Source organism: Pantoea sp. App145 (assembly GCF_047947045.1).
GTDB lineage: Bacteria > Pseudomonadota > Gammaproteobacteria > Enterobacterales > Enterobacteriaceae > Pantoea.
Map to the genome: position 1 here is coordinate 4,132,892 of NZ_CP133290.1, position 21,660 is coordinate 4,154,551.

Here is a 21,660-nt window from a genome sequence, read left to right on the forward strand (position 1 = left end):
TTTGAGCAGTTTATTGATCTGATGCGCCCGTTTACCCCGATCGAGGGAGGTGTGACGGAGTTCACAGACTACGGCCCACAGATTCATTGTGGTATTATCCTGGCCTAATTTCATTGCTGTGATTCTCCCTTCTATGCTCGAAGTCATTAATCTCTCTTGCGTTCGCGATGAGCGTACCCTGTTCAATGGGCTGAGTTTTCGTGTTGAGGCAGGCGATATTGTGCAAATAGAAGGGCCGAATGGCGCAGGCAAAACGTCGCTGTTACGTTTACTGGCGGGATTGAGTCGGGCGGAAGAGGGCGAGGTGCAGTGGCAGGGGCAGCCGATTCGGCAGCAACGAGAAACATGGCATCAAAACCTGCTTTATCTTGGCCATCATCCGGGCGTGAAATCGGTACTCTCTCCGCTGGAGAACCTGCATTTCTGGCATGGCGACAGCCACGGTGAGGCGATTTTTGCCGCGCTGGAGCAGGTGGACCTGCTGGGTTATGAAGAGGTGCCGGTGGCACAACTTTCTGCCGGACAACAACGGCGTGTGGCGCTGGCCCGATTGTGGCTCAGCCCGGCAAAATTGTGGATTCTGGATGAACCGTTAACGGCAATTGATAAGGCCGGAGTGGAAAAACTCATGGCGCGTTTTGCCTGGCATGCCAATAACGGTGGTGCAGTGGTGCTGACCACGCATCAGGATTTACCGGATAGCACGCAGCGCGTGCGCAAAATCCGCCTGACGTCGGAGTGGGCATGATGCTGGGACGTGTCATTCAGCGCGAGCTGAAAATTGCTTTCCGCAGCGGTGCGGAAGTGATTAACCCGCTGTGGTTTTTCCTGATTGTCATCACGCTGTTTCCGCTGGGCATTGGTCCGGATCCGCAGCAGTTAGCACGCATTGCACCTGGCATTGCCTGGGTCGCTGCTTTACTGGCATCACTGCTGGCGCTGGAGCGCTTGTTCCGTGATGATTTCCTGGACGGTTCGCTGGAACAGCTTTTGCTGTTGCCCACACCGCTACCGGTAACGGTTCTGGGCAAAGTGATTGCTCACTGGCTGATTACCGGATTACCGCTGATTTTATTGTCACCGCTGGCGGCACTGCTGTTGTCGCTGGACTTTTCCAGCTGGCGTGCCATGGCGTTGACTCTGTTACTGGGTACGCCAACCCTGAGTTTTCTTGGCGCGATTGGCAGCGGATTAATCGTCGGGCTACGGCGCGGCGGCGTGTTACTGAGTTTACTGGTATTGCCGCTGGCGATACCGGTGTTAATTTTTGCCAGTGCGGCGATTGATGCCGCCGGACAGGGACTGCCGATTGGTGGCTATCTGGCGATTCTTGGCGCCATGCTGGCAGGCAGCGCTACGCTCTCCCCGTTTGCAACGGCGGCGGCGCTGCGTATCAGCCTGCATTAAATCGTGCATCCACAGAGATGCAGTAATCTCTCTTCTTATATTGTGAGCTATGCAAATGTGGAAATGGTTAAACCAGTGGGCAAAGCCTGAAAAGCTGTATCAGCTTTGTGGCCGCTTAATTCCCTGGTTCGCGGTACTCGGGGTTGCCACCTTATTGCTGGGGTGGGCGTGGGGTTTTGGTTTTGCGCCCGCCGATTATCAGCAGGGTGACAGCTTCCGCATCATGTACATCCATGTACCCGCAGCAATGTGGTCAATGGGTGTGTATGCCTCGATGGCGATTGCGGCGTTTATCGGCCTGGTGTGGCAGATGAAGATGGCTGACCTGGTCTCGGCAGCGATGGCACCGGTTGGGGCGGTGTTTACCTTTATCGCGCTGGTCACCGGTTCCGCCTGGGGTAAACCCATGTGGGGGACCTGGTGGATTTGGGATGCGCGTCTGACCTCCGAACTGGTACTGCTGTTCCTTTATATGGGAGTGATTGCGCTGTATCACGCCTTTGACGATCGCCGTACCGCAGGTCGCGCCGCCGGGATTCTGATTCTGGTCGGTGTGGTCAACCTGCCAATCATCCACTTCTCGGTGCAATGGTGGAACACCCTGCATCAGGGCTCGTCTGGCATCCTGCAACAGGATATTGCGCCAAGCATGCGTACCCCGCTGCGCTGGGCCATTCTCGGTTATCTGCTGGTCTTCGTCTCGCTGACGCTGATGCGTCTGCGCAACATGATTTTGTTTACCGAACGTCATCGTCCATGGGCGATTGAGGTAGCACAGGGAGGGCGCAAATCATGACGCCAGCTTTCTCTTCCTGGCAGGATTTCTTTGCCATGGGCGGTTATGCCTTTTATGTCTGGCTCGCCGTCGTCCTCACGCTGATTCCGCTGATTGGTCTGGTGCTGCACACCGTGCTGTTTCGCCGCCGGTTACTGGCGGAGATTCGCCAGCGTCAATCCAGGGAGCGTCGCATCCGTGCGGCCAAATCGAAAAAAGCCGCCAGTGAAGCGGCAGGAGAATCCGTGTGAATATCCGTCGTCGTAACCGCCTGACTGTGGTGGTGGCGGTATTGGTGGGCTTAGGCCTGGCCACCGCATTGGTGATGTACGCGCTGCGTTCCAATATCGACCTGTTCTACACCCCGAGTGAAATCTTGTACGGCAAGGGCGAGGACCATCAGAAACCTGAGCCAGGCCAGCGTCTACGTGTGGGTGGCATGGTGATGCCGGGCAGCGTTAAACGTGATCCGAAAACCCTTGCGGTGTCGTTCAAACTGTATGACGCCAACGGCGTGGTCAGTGTCAGCTATGAAGGTATCCTGCCGGACCTGTTCCGTGAAGGGCAGGGTATCGTGGCGCAGGGCGTGCTGGAAGATGGCAACCTGGTGAACGCCAAAGAAGTGCTGGCGAAGCACGATGAAAAATATACGCCACCGGAAATTCAGGACGCGATGAAGAAAAACCACAAAGGACCTGCGGCAACTTACCAGCAGGCGGGTGCTCAATCATGATGCCAGAAATTGGCAGCTTTCTGCTCTGCCTGGCGCTGGGACTGGCGCTACTGTTAAGTGTTTATCCATTATGGGGTGCGGTGCGCCAGGATGCGCGTTTGATGGCGCTGGCACGACCGCTCACCTGGGGGATGTTTGCCTGTATCGCGGCGGCGTTCCTGGTGCTGGTGCACGCGTTTATCGTCAACGATTTCACCGTGGCCTATGTCGCCACCAACTCCAACACGTTGCTGCCGGTGTACTACCGCATAGCAGCGACCTGGGGTGCGCATGAAGGGTCGTTGCTGTTGTGGGTATTGCTGCTCAGCAGCTGGACGCTGGCCGTGGCGATTTTCAGCCGCGGCATGCCGCAGGATGCGCTGGCGCGTGTGCTGTCGGTGATGGGAATGATTAACCTCGGCTTTTTGCTGTTTATCACCCTGACATCGAACCCCTTTACCCGCACCTTACCGAACTTCCCGATTGATGGCAGCGATCTTAACCCGATGCTGCAGGATATCGGTCTGATCTTCCATCCGCCGTTGCTGTATATGGGCTATGTCGGTTTCTCGGTCGCGTTTGCCTTTGCCATTGCTTCGCTGATGGCGGGGCGACTGGATACCGCCTGGGCGCGCTGGTCACGTCCGTGGACCACCGCCGCCTGGGTATTCCTGACGATCGGTATCGTGCTGGGATCGGCCTGGGCCTATTACGAGCTGGGCTGGGGTGGCTGGTGGTTCTGGGATCCGGTGGAAAACGCTTCCTTTATGCCGTGGCTGGCCGGTACTGCGCTGATGCATTCGCTGGCGGTGACGGAAAAACGCGGCAGTTTCAAATCCTGGACGGTGTTGCTGGCGATCACGGCGTTCTCGCTCAGTCTGCTGGGTACGTTCCTCGTGCGTTCCGGCGTGCTGGTGTCGGTGCACTCGTTTGCGTCCGATCCGGCGCGCGGCATGTTTATCCTCGCCTTCCTGGTGATCGTCATTGGCAGCTCGCTGTTGCTGTATGCGATTAAAGGGGGCCAGGTACGCAGCCGGGTGCAAAATGAAGCCTGGTCGCGCGAATCTTTCCTGCTCGGCAATAACGTTCTGTTGATCGCTGCTATGCTGGTGGTGCTGCTGGGAACCCTGCTGCCGCTGGTGCATAAGCAGCTGGGCCTGGGCAGCATTTCCGTCGGTGAACCCTTCTTTAATACGATGTTTACCTGGCTGATGGCGCCGTTCGCGCTGATGCTGGGCATCGGTCCGCTGGTGCGCTGGCGTCGTGATGAACCGCAGAAGCTGTGGAAGCGTCTGGGTATCGCGCTGCTGGTCACGCTAATCCTCTCTATCGCCCTGCCGTGGTTGTTACAGGATCGTATTGAAGCGATGACGGTGATTGGGCTGCTGATGTCGATTTGGGTGATCCTCCTGACGCTGATGGAGCTGCATGAACGCGCCACCCATCGCCACACCTTCTTTGCCGGTCTGCGCCATCTGACGCGCAGTCACTGGGGCATGGTGCTCGGCCATCTCGGTGTTGCGGTGACGGTGATTGGGATTGCCTTCAGCACGCAATACAGCGTGGAACGCGATGTGCGCATGAAGTCTGGCGATAATGTTGATATCCATAATTATCACTTTATTTTCCGCGATGTTCACAACCTGCAGGGCCCGAACTACAGCGGTGGCGTGGCGATTATCGACGTGACCCGTGATGGCAAACCGGAAGCTGTGCTGCATGCGGAAAAACGCTTCTATACGGCGGCGCGTACCATGATGACCGAAGCAGCGATCAGCGGCGGCTTTACCCGCGATCTCTACGCCGCGTTAGGAGAAGAGCTGGATGATGGCTCCTGGGCGGTGCGTATTTATTACAAACCGTTCGTGCGCTGGATTTGGTTCGGCGGCGTGTTTATGGCGGTGGGTGGCCTGCTGTGTCTGCTCGATCCGCGTTATCGTTCGCGCAAAAAAGCGCCACGGGAGGAGCAGGCATGAACAAGAAGATCCTTTTTATTCCGCTGGTATTGTTTCTGCTGTTGGCGGCGGCGTTGCTGTGGCAGTTGTCGCGCAACGCCAACGGTGACGACCCGACGTTACTGGAATCTGCACTGATCGGTAAACCGGTGCCGGTATTTAAGCTGGAAGCGCTCGACAAGCCGGGCAAAATCTACAGCCAGCAGGTTCTGACCGATGGCAAGCCGATTCTGCTTAACGTCTGGGCCACCTGGTGCCCAACCTGTCGCGCCGAGCATGAATACCTCAACACGCTGGCGGAAAAAGGCATTCGCGTGGTGGGCCTTAATTATAAAGACGACCGCACCAAAGCCGTGACCTGGCTGAATACGCTGGGCAATCCTTACGCCCTCAGCCTGTATGACGGGGATGGCATGCTCGGTCTGGATTTAGGCGTCTATGGTGCACCGGAAACCTTCCTGATTGATGGTAAAGGCATTATTCGCTATCGCCACGCGGGCGACATGAACGATCGCGTCTGGCAGCAGGAAGTGAAACCGCTGTGGGATAAATACAGCAAGGAGGCGGGCGCGTGAAACGGCTGCTTCTTTTGCTCGCGGGGGTGCTGCTGAGCACCAGCCTGTGGGCAGCCATCGATACTTACCAGTTCGATTCGGTACAGCAGGAGGAGCAGTACCGCGACCTGACCGGTTCGCTGCGCTGCCCGAAATGCCAGAACAACAGTATTGCCGATTCTAACGCCATGATTGCGGCGGATATGCGCCTGAAAGTGTACGAATTGATGAAGCAGGGTCAGAGCCGACAGCAAATCATCAATTATATGGTGGCGCGCTATGGCAACTTCGTGACCTATGAACCCCCGGTCACGCCATCGACCCTGATCTTGTGGGTTGGACCGGCACTGTTTGTGGTGCTGGGCGGCCTGATCATTATCCTGCGCAGTCGCCAGCGTAAAACGCGCAGCGAACTGGATGAAAACGAACAACAGCGCCTTGCGGCGATTTTGAAGCGTGACGGGAAGTCGTAATGAGTGGATTCTGGATTACCCTGATTATTTTACTGGCTGCGGCTTGCGCGCTGTTTCTCAGCGCGGGCTGGCGTCAGCGCGTGGCCAGCAATGGCGATCGCGATCGTCTGAATACTGACTTTTATCAGCAGCGCCTGCGTGAGCTGGAGCGGGATGAAGAGGAAGGTGTGGTAGCAGAGCGTCCGGAAATGGTACGCGAGCTGCAACAAACCTTGCTGACCGATGTTCCGCAACAGCAGGAAGCCGCGCGCAACCAGCAAAGCAGCCGCTGGATTCTGTTGCCGGGGGTGGGATTGCTGGTGGTGGTGTCGCTGGGAATGTATCTGAAAACCGGCGGGCTAGCGCAGCTGGCGGGCTGGACATCGGTACAGCAGGAATATCCGGCGCTGCGCGCGCGCGTGATGGACCCGCAGGCCAAACCGCTGACCATGGAAGAACTGGCGCGACTGCAACTGGGGCTGCGTACTTCACTGCAGTCTGACCCGCAAAACCTGAATGACTGGACCATGCTGGGCCGCCTCGGCATGGTGCTTAACAATGCCAGCGATGCCAGTCAGGCGTTCGAACGGGCGCTGCAGTTGGCTCCGAATAATCTGGAACTGCAACAGGATTATGCCGAGGTGCTGACGCGCTCCAGCGATCCGCAGGATAATCGTCAGGCCAGCATGTTGCTGCGTGACATGCTGAAACGCGATCACAGCAACGTGCGTACCCTGAGTTTGCTGGCATTTAACGCCTTCGAACAGCAGCAGTATGACGAGGCGATTGGTGCCTGGCAGATGATGCTGAAACTGTTACCGGCAGGAGATAAGCGCATCGCGATGATCGAGCGCAGTATTGAACAAGCGAAAACCGACGCAGGACAGCAAAATACCCATCTGGCATTGACGGTGAGTTTAAATCCGCAGGCAGAAAAAATGTTGCCGCAGGGCGGAGTGATGTATATTTCTGTTACTGACGGTGTATCACCGGTGCCTGTGGCTGTGAAGCGTTTTCCGCTCAGCCATTTCCCGTTATCGCTCACGCTTGATGACAGTAACGCTATGATGCCAGACCGTTTATTGTCGGCGCAGCATCAGGTGCAGATCCGGGTACGTATTTCGCGCGATGGTAGCGCCAATCCCCAGCCTGGCGATTGGTTTGGTTTAAGCGCGGTTACTCCCTGGGATGGTCATCAGCAACTTGCTGTGGAAATTAATCAGCAGCAGCCCTGAAGCGATACACCATTTTCACGCACAGGGAGATAAGAATGAATTACCGCCTGACCGGTCTGGCGCTGGCCAGTGTATTGCTGGTGGGATGTGCCAGTTCCAAACCGGCTGACAACGATCAAACTGCGCAGCGCAGCGATCCGTTTGAAGGCTTTAACCGCACGATGTTTAACTTCAACTACAACGTGCTGGATCCTTATGTGGTGCGTCCGGTAGCGGTGGCCTGGCGCGATTATGTGCCAGTACCTGCGCGTACCGGGCTGAGTAATTTCCTCGGCAACCTCGACGAACCGGCGAGCATGCTCAACGCCTTTCTGACTGGCGAGCCGCGTCGCGCGATGATCCACTTTACGCGTTTCTTCCTGAACACCACGTTAGGGTTGGGTGGTTTTATCGATGTGGCAGGTAAAGCGAATCCGGAGCTGGCGCGTGAAGAACCGCATCGCTTTGGCAGCACGCTGGGTCGCTATGGCGTGGGTTATGGGCCTTATGTAGAACTGCCTGCTTACGGCAGCTTTACTTTACGCCAGGATGGGGGGGATTATGTTGATACCCTCTATCCGGTGCTAAGCTGGCTCACCTGGCCGATGTCGATCGGGAAATGGACGCTGGAAGGGGTCGAGACCCGTGCCCAGTTGCTTGATTCCGACGCCATCCTGCGTCAGCAGCAGGATCCTTATGCGTTTGTGCGTAACGCTTATTTCCAGCGCAATGATTTCCTTGCCAGTGGCGGTAAGCTGAAGCCGGAAGAGAACCCGAACGCGAAAGCGATTCAGGGTGATCTCAACGAGATTGATGCGCAATAAATAAAAAAAGCGGCTGCAATAGCCGCTTTTTTATTTGCCGGGCGCTTTTGCCCTCAAACATCATGATTAGAACTTGTAGTTAAAGTTCGCGCCATACAACATCGCCTTACCTTCAGATCTGAAGGTGTAGTTCCCTTCCTGAATGGTGACGTTCTGACCGTGCATGTAAGAAACCCCTACATCCACCGAAGCATCCTGATTGAACGCATAAGATGCACCGGCGCTCAGCCACAGGCGATCCTGGTCCGGGATAGAGATGGAGCGGTTTTCAGCTGGAACCGGGCTATCATCGAAGGCGATACCGGCACGGAAGGTCCAGTTATCGTCATAGAAGTAGGTCGTACCCAGTGCGATACGGTAGGCATCGCGGAAACCTTCGTTTTTGTAGAACAGGGTCTGGCCATTATTAGTGGCGTCCAGCGCCTGGAACTGGCTCCAGCTGGTATAGGTCAGGCTGTAGTGCACTGCCCATTGTGGCGCGACTTTATGCCAGCCCGATACTTCCCACATTTCCGGCAGATTCAGTGTCAGAGAACCTGGAATGGTCGAACCGCCTGTCGCATACGGCAGACCTAAACCCAGTGCCTGGTTAATCGGGTTGATATAGGTTGGCAGGTTGCTTTTATATTCGCCGTCGAAGTCGATTTTCACTTCTGAGCGATAGGTAAAGCCAAAGCGGTTATTTTTATCCACTTCGTACAAAATACCGGCATTCCAGCCATAGCCCCATTCGTTGCCTTTCAGGCGGGCGATTTGCGTATCGGCCGGAATACCGAGTGCCGCGCCTGATTCACCGGCGTAACGTTCGATTTTCGCTTTTGCATAGACCGCATCAAAACCGACACCGAAGCTGAAGTGTTCATTCAGACGATAGGCGGTACTGAGGTTAAAATTACCGGTAGTCAGATCGGTAGTGCCGCCATAAGCCCCTGCGGTGTAACCGTCATTAAATTCGGTTGCCAATCCATAATTGGAGGTAACAGATGCTCCAACCCACCATTGATCATTAATCGGATGGACATAATGGATATTGGGGACCCACTGATTAGGGGCGATATTTTTTGCATCAAGGCTGCGGCCGGTAGGGCTGGTGCCGCTGATATTGACGTCAGGATCAATATAAACCGCGCCGATGGAGAAGGAAGGACGATCCATCAATGCCATCGTTGCCGGGTTACGGCTGGCGGAGGCGGCGGTATCCCCCATTGCTCCTTCACCCGAATATGCACGACCTAATCCAATTGCTGAAAATTCGTTAAGTTGAAAGCCCGCAGCATAAACATGAGAAGAGACGAGCGCCACTGCAGCTGCCACAGCCGACTTTGCAAACAGGTTCTTATGGTTCATGACCACAACCTCATATGATTATTATTGAACGTTGTTACATCGCGTAACAAGGGACGGCGGATTGTAGGGACTGACGACAAAGACACATATCAGACCAGTGCGACGAGTATAGGTCGGACCTGTGTCATTGTTGCAATATTGTTTTTAAAATATTTCCAGTTTGATCGATAAAATCAGATCTGCTTAACAAAATCTTTGCCATCAGCTTTGAGCATAGCGAGTCAAATTTGTTCTGGATCAATTTGTAGTGTGATATTCGTCACTTAGCAGACTGTGCGTGGCGATGGTGAGGTATCAGGCGTACACTTTGAGGCAGAAATAATCCCTTTTTGTCTGTTTTATCATCAGGAGAAGACGATGACTGATGCCATTAAAAACTGTAGTGCGAACGAAACAGCTGCCTGCTGCTGTGTGGATGTTGGCACCGTCATGGATAACACCGACTGCGCTGCCAGCTGGTCTGGATTGTTTGCTGACCGTCACGCGGCGGAAGTCATGCTCAAACATTTGAGTGACCGGGCGCGCCAGGTTGAATCCGAACCCTGTGATATCCGCGCACGCTTTGATGAAGAAGCCGCCGGTGTGCGTCTGAATATCGATTTCACCTTTGCCTGCCAGGCAGAAGCGTTGATCTTCCAGCTCGGTCTGCGTTAATCCTCCCTCGTCTGCCGGACACCCTTCCGGCAGCGTTTTTCAATTTCGTGTTTCTCCTCGCACTTTTTCTCTCTGCATATTGGCGACTTACGCGCTCCTGGTTAACACTGATGATCAGGTCAGACCTCTTTGGGCAATGACGCCCCGGTCAAATAGCACAGGTGACAGTCGATGAGCAAAGCGCAGCCGCTGCTGACGCGTCAGGGCGAACGCATCGCCATAACCCACGGTCTTCGTACTCCTTTTGCCCGCCAGGCGAGTGATTTTCATGGCATTCCGGCGCTGGAGCTGGGAAGGATGGTGGTGAGTGAACTCATGGCGCGCAGTGAACTGCCGGTGGACGTCATCGATCAACTGGTGTTTGGCCAGGTGGTGCAGATGCCGGAGGCCCCGAATATCGCTCGTGAAATCGTGCTGAGCAGCGGCCTGAGCGTGCACACCGATGCTTACAGCGTCAGCCGTGCCTGCGCTACCAGCTTCCAGGCAGTGGCAAATGTGGCGGAAAGCCTGATGGCGGGCAGCATCGATGCCGGGATCGCTGGCGGTGCTGATTCCTCATCCGTATTGCCGATTGGCGTCAGCAAAACCCTGGCGCGCGCATTGGTCGATCTCAACAAAGCGCGTCGCTTCAGCCAGAAATTACAGATTTTGCGCCGTCTGCGTCCACGTGACCTGCTGCCGGTGCCACCCGCTGTCGCGGAGTATTCCACTGGTCTGCGCATGGGGGATACCGCAGAACAGATGGCAAAAACCCATGGCATTACCCGTGAACAGCAGGATGCGTTAGCCCTGCGTTCACACCAACGTGCTGCGCGTGCGTGGGAATCGGGTGTGCTGGTGCAGGAAGTGATGCCCGCCTTTGTGCCGCCGTGGAAAGCGCCGGTCGAACAGGATAACAATGTACGCTTCAACGCCAGCGCGGCTGATTATGCCCGATTGCGTCCGGCATTCGATCGTCGTCACGGTACGGTGACGGCAGCTAACAGCACGCCGCTGACCGATGGCGCGGCGGCGGTGATCCTGATGCGTGAAGGTCGTGCCCGTGAGCTGGGCATCACGCCGCTTGGCTACCTGCGCAGCTACGCCTTCAGCGCCATTGATGTCTGGCAGGATATGCTGCTGGGACCGGCTTATGCTTCGCCGCTGGCGCTGGAACGTGCGGGTGTGAGCCTGAACGATCTCACTCTGATTGACATGCATGAAGCCTTCGCGGCACAGACGCTGGCGAATCTGAAAATGTTCAATGATGAGCGTTTCGCGCGCGAGGTGCTCAACCGCCCACACGCCCTCGGTGAAGTGAATGAAGAACGATTCAACGTGCTGGGCGGGTCGATCGCCTATGGACATCCCTTTGCGGCTACCGGTGCGCGCATGATCACCCAAACCTTGCAGGAACTGCGGCGGCGTGGTGGCGGGCTGGGGCTGGTTACCGCCTGCGCAGCGGGTGGATTAGGGACAGCTATGGTACTGGAGGCCGAATAATGAGTGATTCCGCATTCCACCTGCACATGCGCCTCGACCATATCGGCGTAATCACCATCGATGTGCCGGGTGAAAAGATGAACACCCTGAAGGCAGAGTTTGTCCCGCAGATTATGGCGGTGCTGGCTGAAGCACGGCGTGACCCACAGCTGGCCGGGCTGGTATTGATTTCCGGCAAGCGCGATAACTTTATCGCCGGGGCGGATATCAGCATGATTGATCGTTGTACTACCGCCGAAGAAGCTGAAGCGCTGGCGCGTCAGGGGCAGGAAGTGATGGCGAATATTGCCGCGCTGCCTTTTCCGGTGGTGGCGGCGATCCATGGTGCCTGTCTCGGCGGCGGTCTCGAACTGGCGCTGGCATGCGACGCGCGTATCTGTTCGCTGGATGATAAAACCCGTCTCGGCCTGCCGGAAGTCCAGCTGGGCTTACTGCCTGGCTCCGGAGGCACGCAGCGGCTGCCACGGCTGATTGGTGTGCAGCAGGCGCTACCGTTGATCCTGACCGGTAAACAATTGCGGGCAAAACAGGCATTGAAGCTGGGGATCGTGGATGATGCGGTGCCACAAGCTATTCTGCTGGAAACGGCCGTAGCAAGGATACTGCAGGGTAAAAAGACGCTGCGAACGCTACCCTGCCGCGACCGGCTGATGCAGGGGCCGATCGCCAGGCATCTGTTGTTCGCGCTGGCAAAACGTCAAACCGACAGCAAAACCCACGGCAACTATCCGGCTGCCGATCGTATTTTGCAGGTGGTACGTATCGGGCTGGAGCAGGGCAGCAGTGCCGGTCACGAAGCAGAGGCGCGAGCTTTTGGTCAGCTGGCGATGACCCGCGAATCCGCCGCGCTACGCAGCCTGTTTTTTGCCTCCACGGCGATGAAGAAAGAGGCTTTTGCCGCCGCCACGCCGCGTGAGTTAACGCATATCGGCGTATTAGGCGGCGGCCTGATGGGCGGGGGCATTGCCAGCGTAACGGCGCTGAATGCCGGATTGCCGGTACGCATCCGCGATATTAATCTCAGCGGCATCAACCATGCGTTGCAGTACAGCTGGGATCGACTGACTCAACGCCTGAAGCGTCGGCAGATCAATGCTGCGCAGCGCCAGCAGCAGATGGCGTTAATCAGCGGCAGCCAGGATTATCAGGGCTTCGCCCGGCGCGAGCTGGTGATTGAGGCGGTATTTGAAGATTTGACGCTGAAGCAGCAAATGGTGGCGGACATTGAAAACCATTGTCAGCCACATACCATTTTTGCGTCTAACACCTCATCGCTGCCGATTGGTGACATTGCGGCCCATGCGCAGCGCCCGGAAAACGTTATCGGCCTGCATTTCTTTAGTCCGGTGGATAAAATGCCGCTGGTGGAGGTGATTCCCCATGATGGCACTTCGGAGGAGACGCTGGCGACCACGGTGCAACTGGCGCGTGAGCTGGGTAAAACCGCAGTGGTGGTGGCGGACAGGCCGGGGTTTTACGTCAATCGCATTCTCGCGCCCTATATAAATGAAGCGATGCGCTGCCTGCTGGAAGGTGAGCCGATTGAACATATCGATCGGGCGCTGGTGAAGTTTGGATTTCCGGTAGGGCCGTTGCAACTGCTGGATGAAGTCGGTATCGACGTTGGCAGTAAAATCAGCCCGATTCTGCAACAGGCTTATGGTGAACGTTTCAGCGCCCCCGAGGCAGTCGGGAAGATTCTGGCCGACGATCGTAAAGGGCGTAAAAACGGCAAAGGCTTTTATTTATACCAGCGCAGCCGCTGGCCGACGAAACGCAAAGCCGATGCGTCGATTTACAGTCTGCTGGGGATTAAACCGCAGGCGCAGCAGAGTGAGTTACAAATTGCTACGCGTTGCGTGATGATGATGCTGAACGAGGCCGCACGTTGTCTGGACGAAGGCGTGATTCGTAGCGCACGCGACGGCGATATTGCCGCCGTATTTGGTATTGGTTTTCCCCCCTTTCTCGGCGGGCCTTTCCATTATATGGATCAGCGCGGGGCCGGGGAGATGGTCAATACATTAAACGCTTTAATGCAGCGCCATGGCGATCGTTTCACCCCTTGTGACGCCCTGATGACGGCGCTACAACAACAAACGAAATTTTACATTTCTGCACAAATCTGAATAGGCTTACAGATTCAGCGGGTTAGATAGCCTGCTAAGAAATGGCTTACGCGGTAGCATTCCGAGATATGCTTATTTAATAAACAACCGGTTGACTATACTGAAGCCATTGCGGTAAAACACAGCGTTCATTCGCAGAATGAAGCGTCTGGTGCTGTGGTACCGGACGATATCGACAAACAACAGCGGTGCTTTATGCAAGTTTTTATCATGCGTCATGGCGATGCGGCTCTGGAAGCAGCAAGTGATTCAGTCCGGCCACTCACGATCTGTGGATGCGACGAATCACGCCAGATGGCGAGCTGGCTTAACGGCCAGGCGCTGGATATCGAACGGGTGCTGGTAAGCCCCTATCTGCGTGCCGGGCAAACCCTTGCAACGGTACGTGAAGCTCTGACTCTGCCGGAAGAGCAGGATGTGTTGCCAGAGCTGACGCCAGGGGGCGATCCGGGACTGGTGGCCTGTTATTTACAGGCACTGGCGAACGAAGGCGTGAAATCGGTGCTGGTGATTTCGCATCTGCCGTTGGTGGGATATCTGGTTTCTGAACTCTGCCCGCAGGAAACACCGCCGATGTTTGCCACTTCGGCGATTGCCTGTGTCAATTTTGACCCGGTAGCCTGCGAAGGCAAGCTGGAATGGCAGGTCAGTCCATCGAAATTGGCTAAAGCGATGTAATCCCGCTGTGGGCCGCCTGTGCGGCCCTGATTTTTTATGGCAGTTCTGGCGGTTGCCACTCTTCTACTTCAATCAGCACCAGCAGCGCGGCGTCGCCGCCAAACATTTTCGGTGCCTGATGGAATGCCATCACCCACGGATGTTGTGCCAGCCACAGCGGCGTTTGCTGCTTGAGGATGTGTTTACCGTGCCCGGTCATCACGCTGGCGCAAAACAGATGCTCACGACGGCAGGCGGCAATTAACGCACCGAGTTCCTGTTTGGCCTGCATCTGGGTTAAGCCGTGCAGATCAAGAAAAATTTCCGGGGTATAGTCGCCACGGCGCAGTTTTTTCAGCTCATAATGGCTGACGTCAGCGCGTACGTAGCGCATCGGACCGTCGCTGGACAACAACGGCTGAAACTCGTCGGAGAAGTAATGGCTGTTGTCGGCCTGTTCGGAAAGCAGCCTTTTCAGCGGCACTTCGCGCGTTTTCACCACCGGTTTATGCACGATGGTGTCCTGTTTCATTTTGCGCGTTCCGCTCATTAACTGGCGAAACAGCGCCTGATCGTCCTGGCTTAGCGGCGTCTTCTTACTCATGTCTCAATAGATATCATCAGAAATGGCGGGGGAACCCGATGCCATACCTTACCTTTAAGTGTTAACAAATGTCAGCTTTTTCACCTTGCCGCGCTGAATTCTGCCCGGCTTCGTGGCAAACTATCGGCCGATTGATTTTATGGCCTGCTGGAGGGCTACGTGGACAAAATTTTCGTCGATGAGGCAGTCAATGAACTGCACACCATTCAGGATATGTTGCGCTGGGCTGTCAGCCGTTTTTCCGCGGCCGGTATCTGGTATGGTCACGGCACAGATAACCCCTGGGACGAAGCGGTACAACTGGTCCTGCCCACCCTCTGGCTGCCGCTTGATATCCCGGAAGATATGCGTCATGCGCGCCTGACGGCCAGCGAACGCCATCGCATCGTGGAGCGCGTAATTCGTCGCGTTAACGAGCGCATTCCGGTGGCCTATCTCACCAACAAAGCCTGGTTCTGCGGCCACGAATTTTATGTCGATGAGCGCGTGCTGGTGCCGCGTTCGCCAATTGGTGAATTGATTGAAAACCGCTTCGCCGGGTTGATTGGCGATAATCCGGCACATATTCTCGACATGTGTACCGGCAGCGGTTGCATCGCCATTGCCTGTGCTTACGCTTTCCCGGAAGCCGAAGTGGACGCGGTGGATATCTCCACTGACGCGCTGGCGGTAGCGGAACGTAATATTGAAGAACACGGTTTGCTCAACCATGTGACGCCGATCCGCGCCGATTTGTTCCGTGGTCTGCCGGGCGTGAAATACGATCTGATCGTCACCAACCCGCCGTATGTGGATGCGGAAGATATGGACGATCTGCCGGGTGAATATCGCCACGAGCCGGAGCTGGGTCTGGCGGCAGGCAGCGATGGCCTGAAGCTGGTGCGCCGCATTCTCGCCTGTGCGCCGGATTATCTGAGCGAGCAGGGCGTGCTGATTTGCGAAGTGGGTAACAGCATGGTGCATATGATTGAACAGTATCCTGATGTGCCCTTTACCTGGCTGGAGTTCGACAACGGTGGCGACGGCGTATTTATGTTGACCCGTCAGCAAATTGTTGATGCGCAGCATCACTTCTCTTTCTTCAAAGACTAAAAACGAGGGCGAGTGTTCGCCCGCAACAAGGAATTACCATGGCCGGAAACAGCATCGGACAATTTTTTCGAGTAACCACGTTTGGCGAGTCGCACGGTATTGCGCTGGGCTGCATTGTTGATGGTGTGCCGCCCGGCATTCCACTGACCGAAGCCGATATTCAGCACGACCTCGATCGTCGCCGTCCTGGTACATCGCGCTACACCACGCAGCGTCGCGAGCCGGATCAGGTGAAAATTTTGTCGGGTGTGTTTGAAGGCGTCACCACCGGAACTTCAATCGGCCTGCTGATTGAGAACACCGACCAGCGTTCACAGGACTACAGCGCCATTAAAGACCTGTTCCGTCCCGGCCATGCGGATTACACCTACGAACAGAAATATGGTCTGCGCGACTACCGTGGCGGTGGCCGTTCTTCGGCGCGCGAAACGGCAATGCGTGTGGCAGCCGGTGCCATCGCGAAAAAATACCTGCAAATGAAATACGGTATTCAGGTGCGTGGCTATCTGGCACAGATTGGCGATGTGGCCTGTGAGCTGAAGGACTGGAGCATCGTCGAAGAAAACCCGTTCTTTTGCCCGGATGCTTCCAGGCTGGAAGCGCTGGATGAACTGATGCGCGCGCTGAAAAAAGAAGGCGATTCCATCGGTGCCAAAGTGACGGTAATGGCGGAAAACGTGCCGCCGGGCCTGGGTGAACCGGTGTTTGATCGCCTGGATGCGGATCTGGCGCATGCGCTGATGAGCATCAATGCGGTGAAAGGGGTGGAAATTGGCGACGGCTTCGCGGTGGTGAACCAGCGTGGCAGCCAGCATCGTGATGAAATCCGCGCCAATGGCTTCCAGAGCAACCACGCGGGTGGCATTCTCGGCGGCATCAGCAGCGGTCAGACCATCAGCGCCAACCTGGCGATGAAACCGACCTCCAGCATCACCGTACCGGGAAAAACCATCACCCGTGATGGTGAAGAAGTTGAGATGATCACCAAAGGACGTCACGACCCTTGTGTGGGTATCCGTGCGGTGCCGATTGCGGAAGCGATGATGGCGATCGTGCTGATGGATCATCTGCTGCGCCAGCGTGCGCAGTGCGCTGACGTTAACTCCACTGTTCCGCGCTGGTAAATCGATGCGTCGCCTGCTGCTGACTCTTGCCGCGCTGCTGTGCAGTGCGGTTGCCGGGGCCGCCACACCCTGGCAGCAAATTTATCAACCGATTAGCGGTGCGCCGCAGTCGATTGGCAGCTTTGCCAACGGTTGTATTGTTGGTGCTGAGCAATTGCCGCTAAATTCACCCAACTACCAGGTAATGCGTCAGGACCAGCGTCGCTATTACGGCCATCCGGACCTGATCGCCTTTATCCAGCGTCTCAGTACCCAGGTGCATCAACTGCAACTGGGGCAGGTGCTGATTGGCGATATGGGGATGGCAGCGGGTGGGCGTTTTAGCAGCGGTCACGCCAGCCATCAGACCGGCCTGGATGTCGATATCTGGCTGCAATTGCCGCAAAGCCGCTGGACAGCGCAGCAACTGCTGCAGCCGCAGCCACTCGATCTGGTCGCTCCCGACGGCAAACAGGTGGTGGCGCGCCACTGGCAGCCGCAGATTGATAGCCTAATCAAACTGGCGGCGAAAGATGATGAAGTGACGCGTATCTTCGTCAATCCGGCAATTAAAAAACAGCTTTGTGCCGACGCAGGCAGTGATCGTGCCTGGCTGAATAAAGTGCGCCCGTGGTTTGCCCATCGCGCCCATATGCATGTCCGTCTGCGTTGCCCGCCAGGTAGCCTGGAGTGTCAGGATCAGGCCCCGCCTCCGCCAGGCGATGGCTGTGGCGCTGAGCTGGACAGCTGGTTCCTGCCGAAAAAACCGGGCAGTACGCCACCGGTCAAAAAAGAACCGCCGCCGTTGCCACCTTCTTGCCAGGCGCTGCTTGATAAACATCTTCTGTAGGAATACCCATGGAATGGTTCGTCGCCAGCCCTTTGGTGCTGGTCGTGTTGTTTGGTGTGTCGGTTCTGGCAGCATTTATTGATTCCATCGCCGGTGGCGGTGGCCTGCTAACTCTGCCGTCGCTGCTGGCGGCAGGACTTTCTCCCGCTCAGGCGTTAGCCACCAATAAACTGCAATCGGTTGGCGGATCTTTCTCCGCCAGCCTTTACTTTGTGCGGCGCGGCGCGGTGAGGCTACATGCGCAGCGGCTGAATATCGCCATGACCTTTGTCGGCGCGGTGTGCGGCGCGTTGCTGATTCAGCATATGCATGCCGACGTGTTGCGCCAGATGCTGCCGCTGCTGCTAATCGGTATCGGGCTGTGGTTCCTGCTGATGCCGCGCATCGGCGAACAGGATCGCGCGCAGCGCCTGCACGGTTTGGCCTATGCGCTGGTGGGCGGCGGTTGCGTCGGTTTTTACGATGGCTTCTTTGGTCCCGGTGCGGGTTCGTTCTATGCACTGGCCTTCGTCATCTTATGCGGCTTCAACCTGGCAAAAGCCACCGCACACGCCAAAATTCTCAATTTCACCTCCAACTTTGGCAGCCTGCTGTTCTTTATGTTTGGCGGCAAAGTGGTGTGGGGCACCGGGCTTATCATGCTGCTGGGCGCGTTTTGCGGTGCCAGGCTCGGCGCGCGTCTGGTGCTGAGCCGTGGACAGAAACTGATCCGCCCGATGGTGGTGACGGTGTCAGCGGTGATGAGCGCCAAACTGTTATGGGATAGCCACGGTAGCGCGCTGCTGGCATGGATGGCCACCCTGTGATCAAACACTCGTCAATAGTGGCAACCGATGCGACAATGACGCCGGTTTTCAACAGAACAATGACATCATGAGTACAACACATCATTACGAGCAGCTGATTAGCGTGTTCGATAGCTGCTTTCAGGACGAGTTTCAGACACGTCTAATTAAAGGCGACGATGAACCCATCTATCTTCCCGCTGATGAGGCATCGCCGTGGCACCGTGTGGTGTTTGCCCACGGCTTTTACGCCAGTGGGTTGCATGAAATTTCTCACTGGTGCATCGCGGGAGCCGAGCGGCGCAAGCTGGTGGATTTTGGTTACTGGTATTGCCCGGATGGGCGCGATGCGCAGACGCAAAGCCAGTTTGAATCGGTAGAGATCAAACCGCAGGCGCTGGAGTGGTTGTTTTGTGTGGCGGCGGGCTTTCCCTTCAACGTAAGTTGTGACAATCTCGAAGGAGATTGTGAGCCAGATCGCATTGCGTTTCAGCGCAAGGTGCATGCCCAGGTGATGACTTACCTTGAGCAAGGCATCCCGGCGCGTCCGGCGCGTTTTATTCAGGCATTAACCGATTATTACGGCACGCCTGCTCTGACGGCAGCACATTTTCCCTGGCCGGAAGATCTATAATCAGCAATGACATCATACTGTAGCGGCGCGATTTATCGCGCGGGTTTAATTAGAGGATAAACATGATCGTAGAGTTTGAGTCACGCATTCTGGCACTGATTGACGATATGGTAGACCACGCCAGTGACGACGAGCTTTTTGCGGGCGGTTATCTGCGCGGACATCTGACGCTGGCAGTGGCGGAGATTGAGCAAACCGGTGAACACACGCCGGAAGCATTGCAGCTTCAGGTGACCCACAGCCTGCAAAAAGCCATTGCGGCGGGTGAACTGTCGCCGCGTGACCAGGCGCTGGTGGTTAGCATGTGGGATAATCTGTTTAGCCAGGCGCGCAAGTCTGCCTGATCAATCGGGGCGGGGAACGCCTACCGTCCCGCCTTCTTCCCTTTCAGTAGTTTTCTGACCCAGTAGCGATTGGGGTTCATTGCCGCCAGCGTGGCCGCATCCAGCGGTTGTGGTTCTCCACTCATTTGTGCGGCCAGCACTTCAGCAGCCAAAGGCGCACTGCATAATCCGCGCGATCCAAGCGCACCCAGCACAAACAATCCCGCATAGAGTGGGGCGTTGGCCACCACCTCGCCTTGCGCGCGCTGTTCGGCAAGCCGGGCGTATTGCGTCAGGGTCGAATCGTAATCCGGGACGCTGCCTGCCATGGGCAAATGGTCGCGCGTGGCACAGCGTACGCCGTTACGCGCTTCGCTGCCGCTGACATCAACCTGCGCTGGCCATCCGGCGTCTGGCAGACAATTCATCAGGCGCTGGCGATTTTCCTGCTGATCGTCGGCGCGATACGCGGTGTCGGTCACGCCGCGATGGTAGCTGGCCCCGATGCAGTGGGTGGCATAATTCGGGCTGACCGGTGTGAGATAGCCGTCATAGCACAGTACGCTGCGCAACGCGCCCAGCGCTGGGTTGGTGGGCACATGGCTGACCTGGCCCGCCACCGCATACACCGGTAACGGCTGACTTTGGGCGATATCCAGCAGCGCATGGCCGTTAGCCAGCACCACCTGTTGATGCTGCACCGGGTGTTTATCGACAAAACTCAGTTTCCAGCCATCTTCCTGACATTGCAGCTGGCTGACGCGATGCAACCAATGCACCCGCAGGCCCTGGCTTTGGGCAAATTCCAGCAGGTTGCTGGTCAGTTCTGAGGGCGACAGCCAGCCACCGTGCGGATAATAAATGCCACCCATACCTAGCCCGACACCGGCCAGCGCTTCAGCTTGTTCTTTATTGACCCCGTAGGCGATCGCCGGCGGCAGCCCCATATCCAGCATCTGGGAAATTTTGTCGGCGCTTTTCTCGTCCCAGCCGAGTTGCAGCACGCCGCTCCAGTCGTGCTCAAAGCTCACCGGCAGCACGTCATACAATCGGCGGGCAAAGCTGGATGCTGCCGGGAAAAAGCGAGCCAGTGCGGGATCGTGCTGATTCAGCAGCGGATAGAGCGCGCCCTGGCGATTGCCGGAAGCACCCAGCGCCGCCGCTGCATCAGCGCAATACAGGGTCACGCGCCAGCCGCGACGCAACAGCGCCAGTGCCAGCACCGCACTGGCAACGCCGCCGCCAATCAGCGCCACGTCCTGGCTATCCGCTTTTGGTCGCGCATACCACGGCTGACGCGGCGGCAGGGTAGGGGCGGTGGTTAACTCACCGGTCAGCATCTCGCGTTTATGACCAAAGCCTTTGCGTTTGGTGATGCTAAACCCGGCTTCCTGCAAACCGCGACGGACAAATCCGGCGGAGGTGAAGGTCGCCAGCGTGCCGTTCGGGCGCGCCATCCGTGCCATGGCGGCAAACAGGCCTGGCGTCCACATCTCCGGGTTTTTCGCTGGCGCGAAACCATCGAGAAACCAGGCGTCCACCTGACGATGCAGACTGTCATCAAAGGTATCAATTAGCGCGTTAATATCGCCTAGCCACAGATCCAGCGTGACCTCACCGCCAGCAAACAGCAGCCGCTGGCAGCCCGGTAACGCCGCTGGCCATTGCTGCTGGAGTTGTTCGGCCCAGGGTTGCAGTTCCGGCCAGTGGGCGTGAGCCGCCACCAGGTCCGGGTGGGTCAGTGGGAATTTTTCACAGCTGATAAAGTGCAGGCGCTGCAGGCGGGCGGTGGGGTGCTGAGTACGGAAACGGTCGAATGCCTGCCACAGCGTGAGAAAGTTGAGGCCAGTGCCAAAACCGCTCTCCGCCACGATAAACAGGTCACGATCATGATCAGGGAAGCGTTGCGGAATCTGGTTGCCATCAAGGAAGACATAGCGCGTCTCCTCCAGACCATTGTCATTGGAGAAGTAGACATCGCCGAAGGCTTGCGAAACAGGTGTACCCTGTTCGTTCCAGTTTAGCTGTGCGTGTTCAACCGGGGATAACTTCAAGGGAAAGGTCCATATTTCAGGCAGTGGCGTGATTTTAGCGAGAGCCATCACAT

Annotated in this window: 23 protein-coding genes; 20 read left to right on the forward strand and 3 right to left on the reverse strand. The window is 56.6% G+C overall.

Annotation, left to right across the window (positions count from 1 at the left end; all coding sequences use genetic code 11):
• Positions 1-133 precede the first annotated feature (133 nt).
• The 10 genes from ccmA to mlaA are packed head-to-tail and all read left to right on the forward strand — an operon-like array spanning position 134 to position 7,893.
• Positions 134-748, forward strand: coding sequence for a cytochrome c biogenesis heme-transporting ATPase CcmA (gene ccmA / locus RCF31_RS19150; RefSeq protein WP_416411990.1), 615 nt, complete (start codon positions 134-136; stop codon positions 746-748).
• Positions 748-1,407, forward strand: a complete 660-nt coding sequence (ccmB, locus tag RCF31_RS19155; RefSeq protein ID WP_299449225.1) for a heme exporter protein CcmB — start codon at positions 748-750, stop codon at positions 1,405-1,407. Before ccmA ends, ccmB begins: the two co-directional genes overlap by 1 nt.
• 55 nt (positions 1,408-1,462) lie before the next feature.
• Entirely contained in the window at positions 1,463-2,203 is a 741-nt protein-coding gene (locus tag RCF31_RS19160) for a heme ABC transporter permease (protein WP_416411991.1), read from the forward strand.
• Positions 2,200-2,433 (forward strand): heme exporter protein CcmD, encoded by a 234-nt coding sequence (gene ccmD, locus RCF31_RS19165; RefSeq protein ID WP_084876184.1) that lies wholly within the window; start codon positions 2,200-2,202, stop codon positions 2,431-2,433. Before RCF31_RS19160 ends, ccmD begins: the two co-directional genes overlap by 4 nt.
• Entirely contained in the window at positions 2,430-2,915 is a 486-nt protein-coding gene (gene ccmE, locus RCF31_RS19170; RefSeq protein ID WP_299449172.1) for a cytochrome c maturation protein CcmE, read from the forward strand. The genes ccmD and ccmE overlap by 4 nt, the downstream gene beginning before the upstream one ends.
• Positions 2,912-4,870 (forward strand): heme lyase CcmF/NrfE family subunit, encoded by a 1,959-nt coding sequence (locus RCF31_RS19175; RefSeq protein WP_299449173.1) that lies wholly within the window; start codon positions 2,912-2,914, stop codon positions 4,868-4,870. The genes ccmE and RCF31_RS19175 overlap by 4 nt, the downstream gene beginning before the upstream one ends.
• Complete coding sequence (locus RCF31_RS19180) at positions 4,867-5,424, forward strand: DsbE family thiol:disulfide interchange protein (RefSeq protein WP_299449175.1); 558 nt, start codon at positions 4,867-4,869, stop codon at positions 5,422-5,424. The genes RCF31_RS19175 and RCF31_RS19180 overlap by 4 nt, the downstream gene beginning before the upstream one ends.
• Positions 5,421-5,876 (forward strand): cytochrome c-type biogenesis protein, encoded by a 456-nt coding sequence (locus RCF31_RS19185; protein WP_084876180.1) that lies wholly within the window; start codon positions 5,421-5,423, stop codon positions 5,874-5,876. Before RCF31_RS19180 ends, RCF31_RS19185 begins: the two co-directional genes overlap by 4 nt.
• Positions 5,876-7,090 (forward strand): c-type cytochrome biogenesis protein CcmI, encoded by a 1,215-nt coding sequence (ccmI, locus tag RCF31_RS19190; RefSeq protein ID WP_416411992.1) that lies wholly within the window; start codon positions 5,876-5,878, stop codon positions 7,088-7,090. The genes RCF31_RS19185 and ccmI overlap by 1 nt, the downstream gene beginning before the upstream one ends.
• 35 nt (positions 7,091-7,125) lie before the next feature.
• Complete coding sequence (gene mlaA / locus RCF31_RS19195) at positions 7,126-7,893, forward strand: phospholipid-binding lipoprotein MlaA (RefSeq protein ID WP_299449183.1); 768 nt, start codon at positions 7,126-7,128, stop codon at positions 7,891-7,893.
• 66 nt (positions 7,894-7,959) lie between these two features.
• Here mlaA and fadL read toward each other — a convergent pair whose 3' ends face one another.
• Positions 7,960-9,240 carry a long-chain fatty acid transporter FadL gene (gene fadL / locus RCF31_RS19200; protein ID WP_299449186.1) on the reverse strand — a complete coding sequence of 427 codons (1,281 nt, stop codon included), beginning with the start codon at positions 9,238-9,240 and terminating at the stop codon, positions 7,960-7,962.
• Positions 9,241-9,597: 357 nt separating this feature from the next.
• Here fadL and RCF31_RS19205 point away from each other — a divergent pair, with 357 nt between their 5' ends.
• From RCF31_RS19205 to sixA, 4 genes are all read left to right on the forward strand, one after another.
• Positions 9,598-9,894 (forward strand): YfcZ/YiiS family protein, encoded by a 297-nt coding sequence (locus RCF31_RS19205; protein ID WP_299449188.1) that lies wholly within the window; start codon positions 9,598-9,600, stop codon positions 9,892-9,894.
• Between the two features lie 171 nt (positions 9,895-10,065).
• Entirely contained in the window at positions 10,066-11,376 is a 1,311-nt protein-coding gene (gene fadI, locus RCF31_RS19210) for an acetyl-CoA C-acyltransferase FadI (RefSeq protein ID WP_416411993.1), read from the forward strand.
• Positions 11,376-13,505, forward strand: a complete 2,130-nt coding sequence (fadJ, locus tag RCF31_RS19215; protein ID WP_416411994.1) for a fatty acid oxidation complex subunit alpha FadJ — start codon at positions 11,376-11,378, stop codon at positions 13,503-13,505. The genes fadI and fadJ overlap by 1 nt, the downstream gene beginning before the upstream one ends.
• Positions 13,506-13,700: 195 nt before the next feature.
• Positions 13,701-14,183, forward strand: coding sequence for a phosphohistidine phosphatase SixA (gene sixA / locus RCF31_RS19220; protein ID WP_299449197.1), 483 nt, complete (start codon positions 13,701-13,703; stop codon positions 14,181-14,183).
• A gap of 34 nt (positions 14,184-14,217) precedes the next feature.
• Here the strand turns inward: sixA and smrB are convergent, their stop codons facing one another.
• Positions 14,218-14,766 carry an endonuclease SmrB gene (gene smrB, locus RCF31_RS19225; RefSeq protein WP_208715946.1) on the reverse strand — a complete coding sequence of 183 codons (549 nt, stop codon included), beginning with the start codon at positions 14,764-14,766 and terminating at the stop codon, positions 14,218-14,220.
• A 159-nt stretch (positions 14,767-14,925) separates the two neighbouring features.
• Here smrB and prmB point away from each other — a divergent pair, with 159 nt between their 5' ends.
• The 6 genes from prmB to RCF31_RS19255 all read left to right on the forward strand — a co-directional run bounded on the left by prmB (position 14,926) and on the right by RCF31_RS19255 (position 19,574).
• Positions 14,926-15,858 (forward strand): 50S ribosomal protein L3 N(5)-glutamine methyltransferase, encoded by a 933-nt coding sequence (gene prmB / locus RCF31_RS19230; protein ID WP_299449204.1) that lies wholly within the window; start codon positions 14,926-14,928, stop codon positions 15,856-15,858.
• Between the two features lie 38 nt (positions 15,859-15,896).
• Positions 15,897-16,982, forward strand: coding sequence for a chorismate synthase (gene aroC, locus RCF31_RS19235; RefSeq protein ID WP_416411995.1), 1,086 nt, complete (start codon positions 15,897-15,899; stop codon positions 16,980-16,982).
• Between the two features lie 4 nt (positions 16,983-16,986).
• A complete protein-coding gene (mepA, locus tag RCF31_RS19240) occupies positions 16,987-17,811 on the forward strand; it encodes a penicillin-insensitive murein endopeptidase (protein ID WP_299449228.1) in 825 nt (274 codons plus the stop codon).
• 8 nt (positions 17,812-17,819) lie between these two features.
• Complete coding sequence (locus RCF31_RS19245; RefSeq protein ID WP_416411996.1) at positions 17,820-18,617, forward strand: sulfite exporter TauE/SafE family protein; 798 nt, start codon at positions 17,820-17,822, stop codon at positions 18,615-18,617.
• Between the two features lie 67 nt (positions 18,618-18,684).
• Positions 18,685-19,230 (forward strand): elongation factor P hydroxylase, encoded by a 546-nt coding sequence (locus tag RCF31_RS19250; RefSeq protein WP_416411997.1) that lies wholly within the window; start codon positions 18,685-18,687, stop codon positions 19,228-19,230.
• Positions 19,231-19,292: 62 nt separating this feature from the next.
• Entirely contained in the window at positions 19,293-19,574 is a 282-nt protein-coding gene (locus tag RCF31_RS19255; protein WP_416411998.1) for a YfcL family protein, read from the forward strand.
• 20 nt (positions 19,575-19,594) lie between these two features.
• On the opposite strand, the gene mnmC is transcribed toward RCF31_RS19255, so the two are convergent.
• Entirely contained in the window at positions 19,595-21,607 is a 2,013-nt protein-coding gene (mnmC, locus tag RCF31_RS19260; protein WP_416411999.1) for a bifunctional tRNA (5-methylaminomethyl-2-thiouridine)(34)-methyltransferase MnmD/FAD-dependent 5-carboxymethylaminomethyl-2-thiouridine(34) oxidoreductase MnmC, read from the reverse strand.
• Positions 21,608-21,660: the final 53 nt, after the last annotated feature.

Excerpts from the sequence above, each read along its gene's own strand:
- RCF31_RS19245 (WP_416411996.1), top strand. The coding sequence starts at position 17,820 with ATGGAATGGTTCGTCGCCAGCCCTTTGGTGCTGGTCGTGTTGTTTGGT.
- ccmD (WP_084876184.1), top strand. The coding sequence starts at position 2,200 with ATGACGCCAGCTTTCTCTTCCTGGCAGGATTTCTTTGCCATGGGCGGT.
- RCF31_RS19160 (WP_416411991.1), top strand. The coding sequence starts at position 1,463 with ATGTGGAAATGGTTAAACCAGTGGGCAAAGCCTGAAAAGCTGTATCAG.
- mlaA (WP_299449183.1), top strand. The coding sequence starts at position 7,126 with ATGAATTACCGCCTGACCGGTCTGGCGCTGGCCAGTGTATTGCTGGTG.
- fadJ (WP_416411994.1), top strand. The coding sequence starts at position 11,376 with ATGAGTGATTCCGCATTCCACCTGCACATGCGCCTCGACCATATCGGC.
- RCF31_RS19205 (WP_299449188.1), top strand. The coding sequence starts at position 9,598 with ATGACTGATGCCATTAAAAACTGTAGTGCGAACGAAACAGCTGCCTGC.
- sixA (WP_299449197.1), top strand. The coding sequence starts at position 13,701 with ATGCAAGTTTTTATCATGCGTCATGGCGATGCGGCTCTGGAAGCAGCA.
- smrB (WP_208715946.1), bottom strand. The coding sequence starts at position 14,766 with ATGAGTAAGAAGACGCCGCTAAGCCAGGACGATCAGGCGCTGTTTCGC.
- fadI (WP_416411993.1), top strand. The coding sequence starts at position 10,066 with ATGAGCAAAGCGCAGCCGCTGCTGACGCGTCAGGGCGAACGCATCGCC.
- RCF31_RS19175 (WP_299449173.1), top strand. The coding sequence starts at position 2,912 with ATGATGCCAGAAATTGGCAGCTTTCTGCTCTGCCTGGCGCTGGGACTG.
- ccmB (WP_299449225.1), top strand. The coding sequence starts at position 748 with ATGCTGGGACGTGTCATTCAGCGCGAGCTGAAAATTGCTTTCCGCAGC.
- RCF31_RS19255 (WP_416411998.1), top strand. The coding sequence starts at position 19,293 with ATGATCGTAGAGTTTGAGTCACGCATTCTGGCACTGATTGACGATATG.
- RCF31_RS19250 (WP_416411997.1), top strand. The coding sequence starts at position 18,685 with ATGAGTACAACACATCATTACGAGCAGCTGATTAGCGTGTTCGATAGC.
- fadL (WP_299449186.1), bottom strand. The coding sequence starts at position 9,240 with ATGAACCATAAGAACCTGTTTGCAAAGTCGGCTGTGGCAGCTGCAGTG.
- RCF31_RS19180 (WP_299449175.1), top strand. The coding sequence starts at position 4,867 with ATGAACAAGAAGATCCTTTTTATTCCGCTGGTATTGTTTCTGCTGTTG.
- mepA (WP_299449228.1), top strand. The coding sequence starts at position 16,987 with ATGCGTCGCCTGCTGCTGACTCTTGCCGCGCTGCTGTGCAGTGCGGTT.
- ccmA (WP_416411990.1), top strand. The coding sequence starts at position 134 with ATGCTCGAAGTCATTAATCTCTCTTGCGTTCGCGATGAGCGTACCCTG.
- aroC (WP_416411995.1), top strand. The coding sequence starts at position 15,897 with ATGGCCGGAAACAGCATCGGACAATTTTTTCGAGTAACCACGTTTGGC.
- ccmI (WP_416411992.1), top strand. The coding sequence starts at position 5,876 with ATGAGTGGATTCTGGATTACCCTGATTATTTTACTGGCTGCGGCTTGC.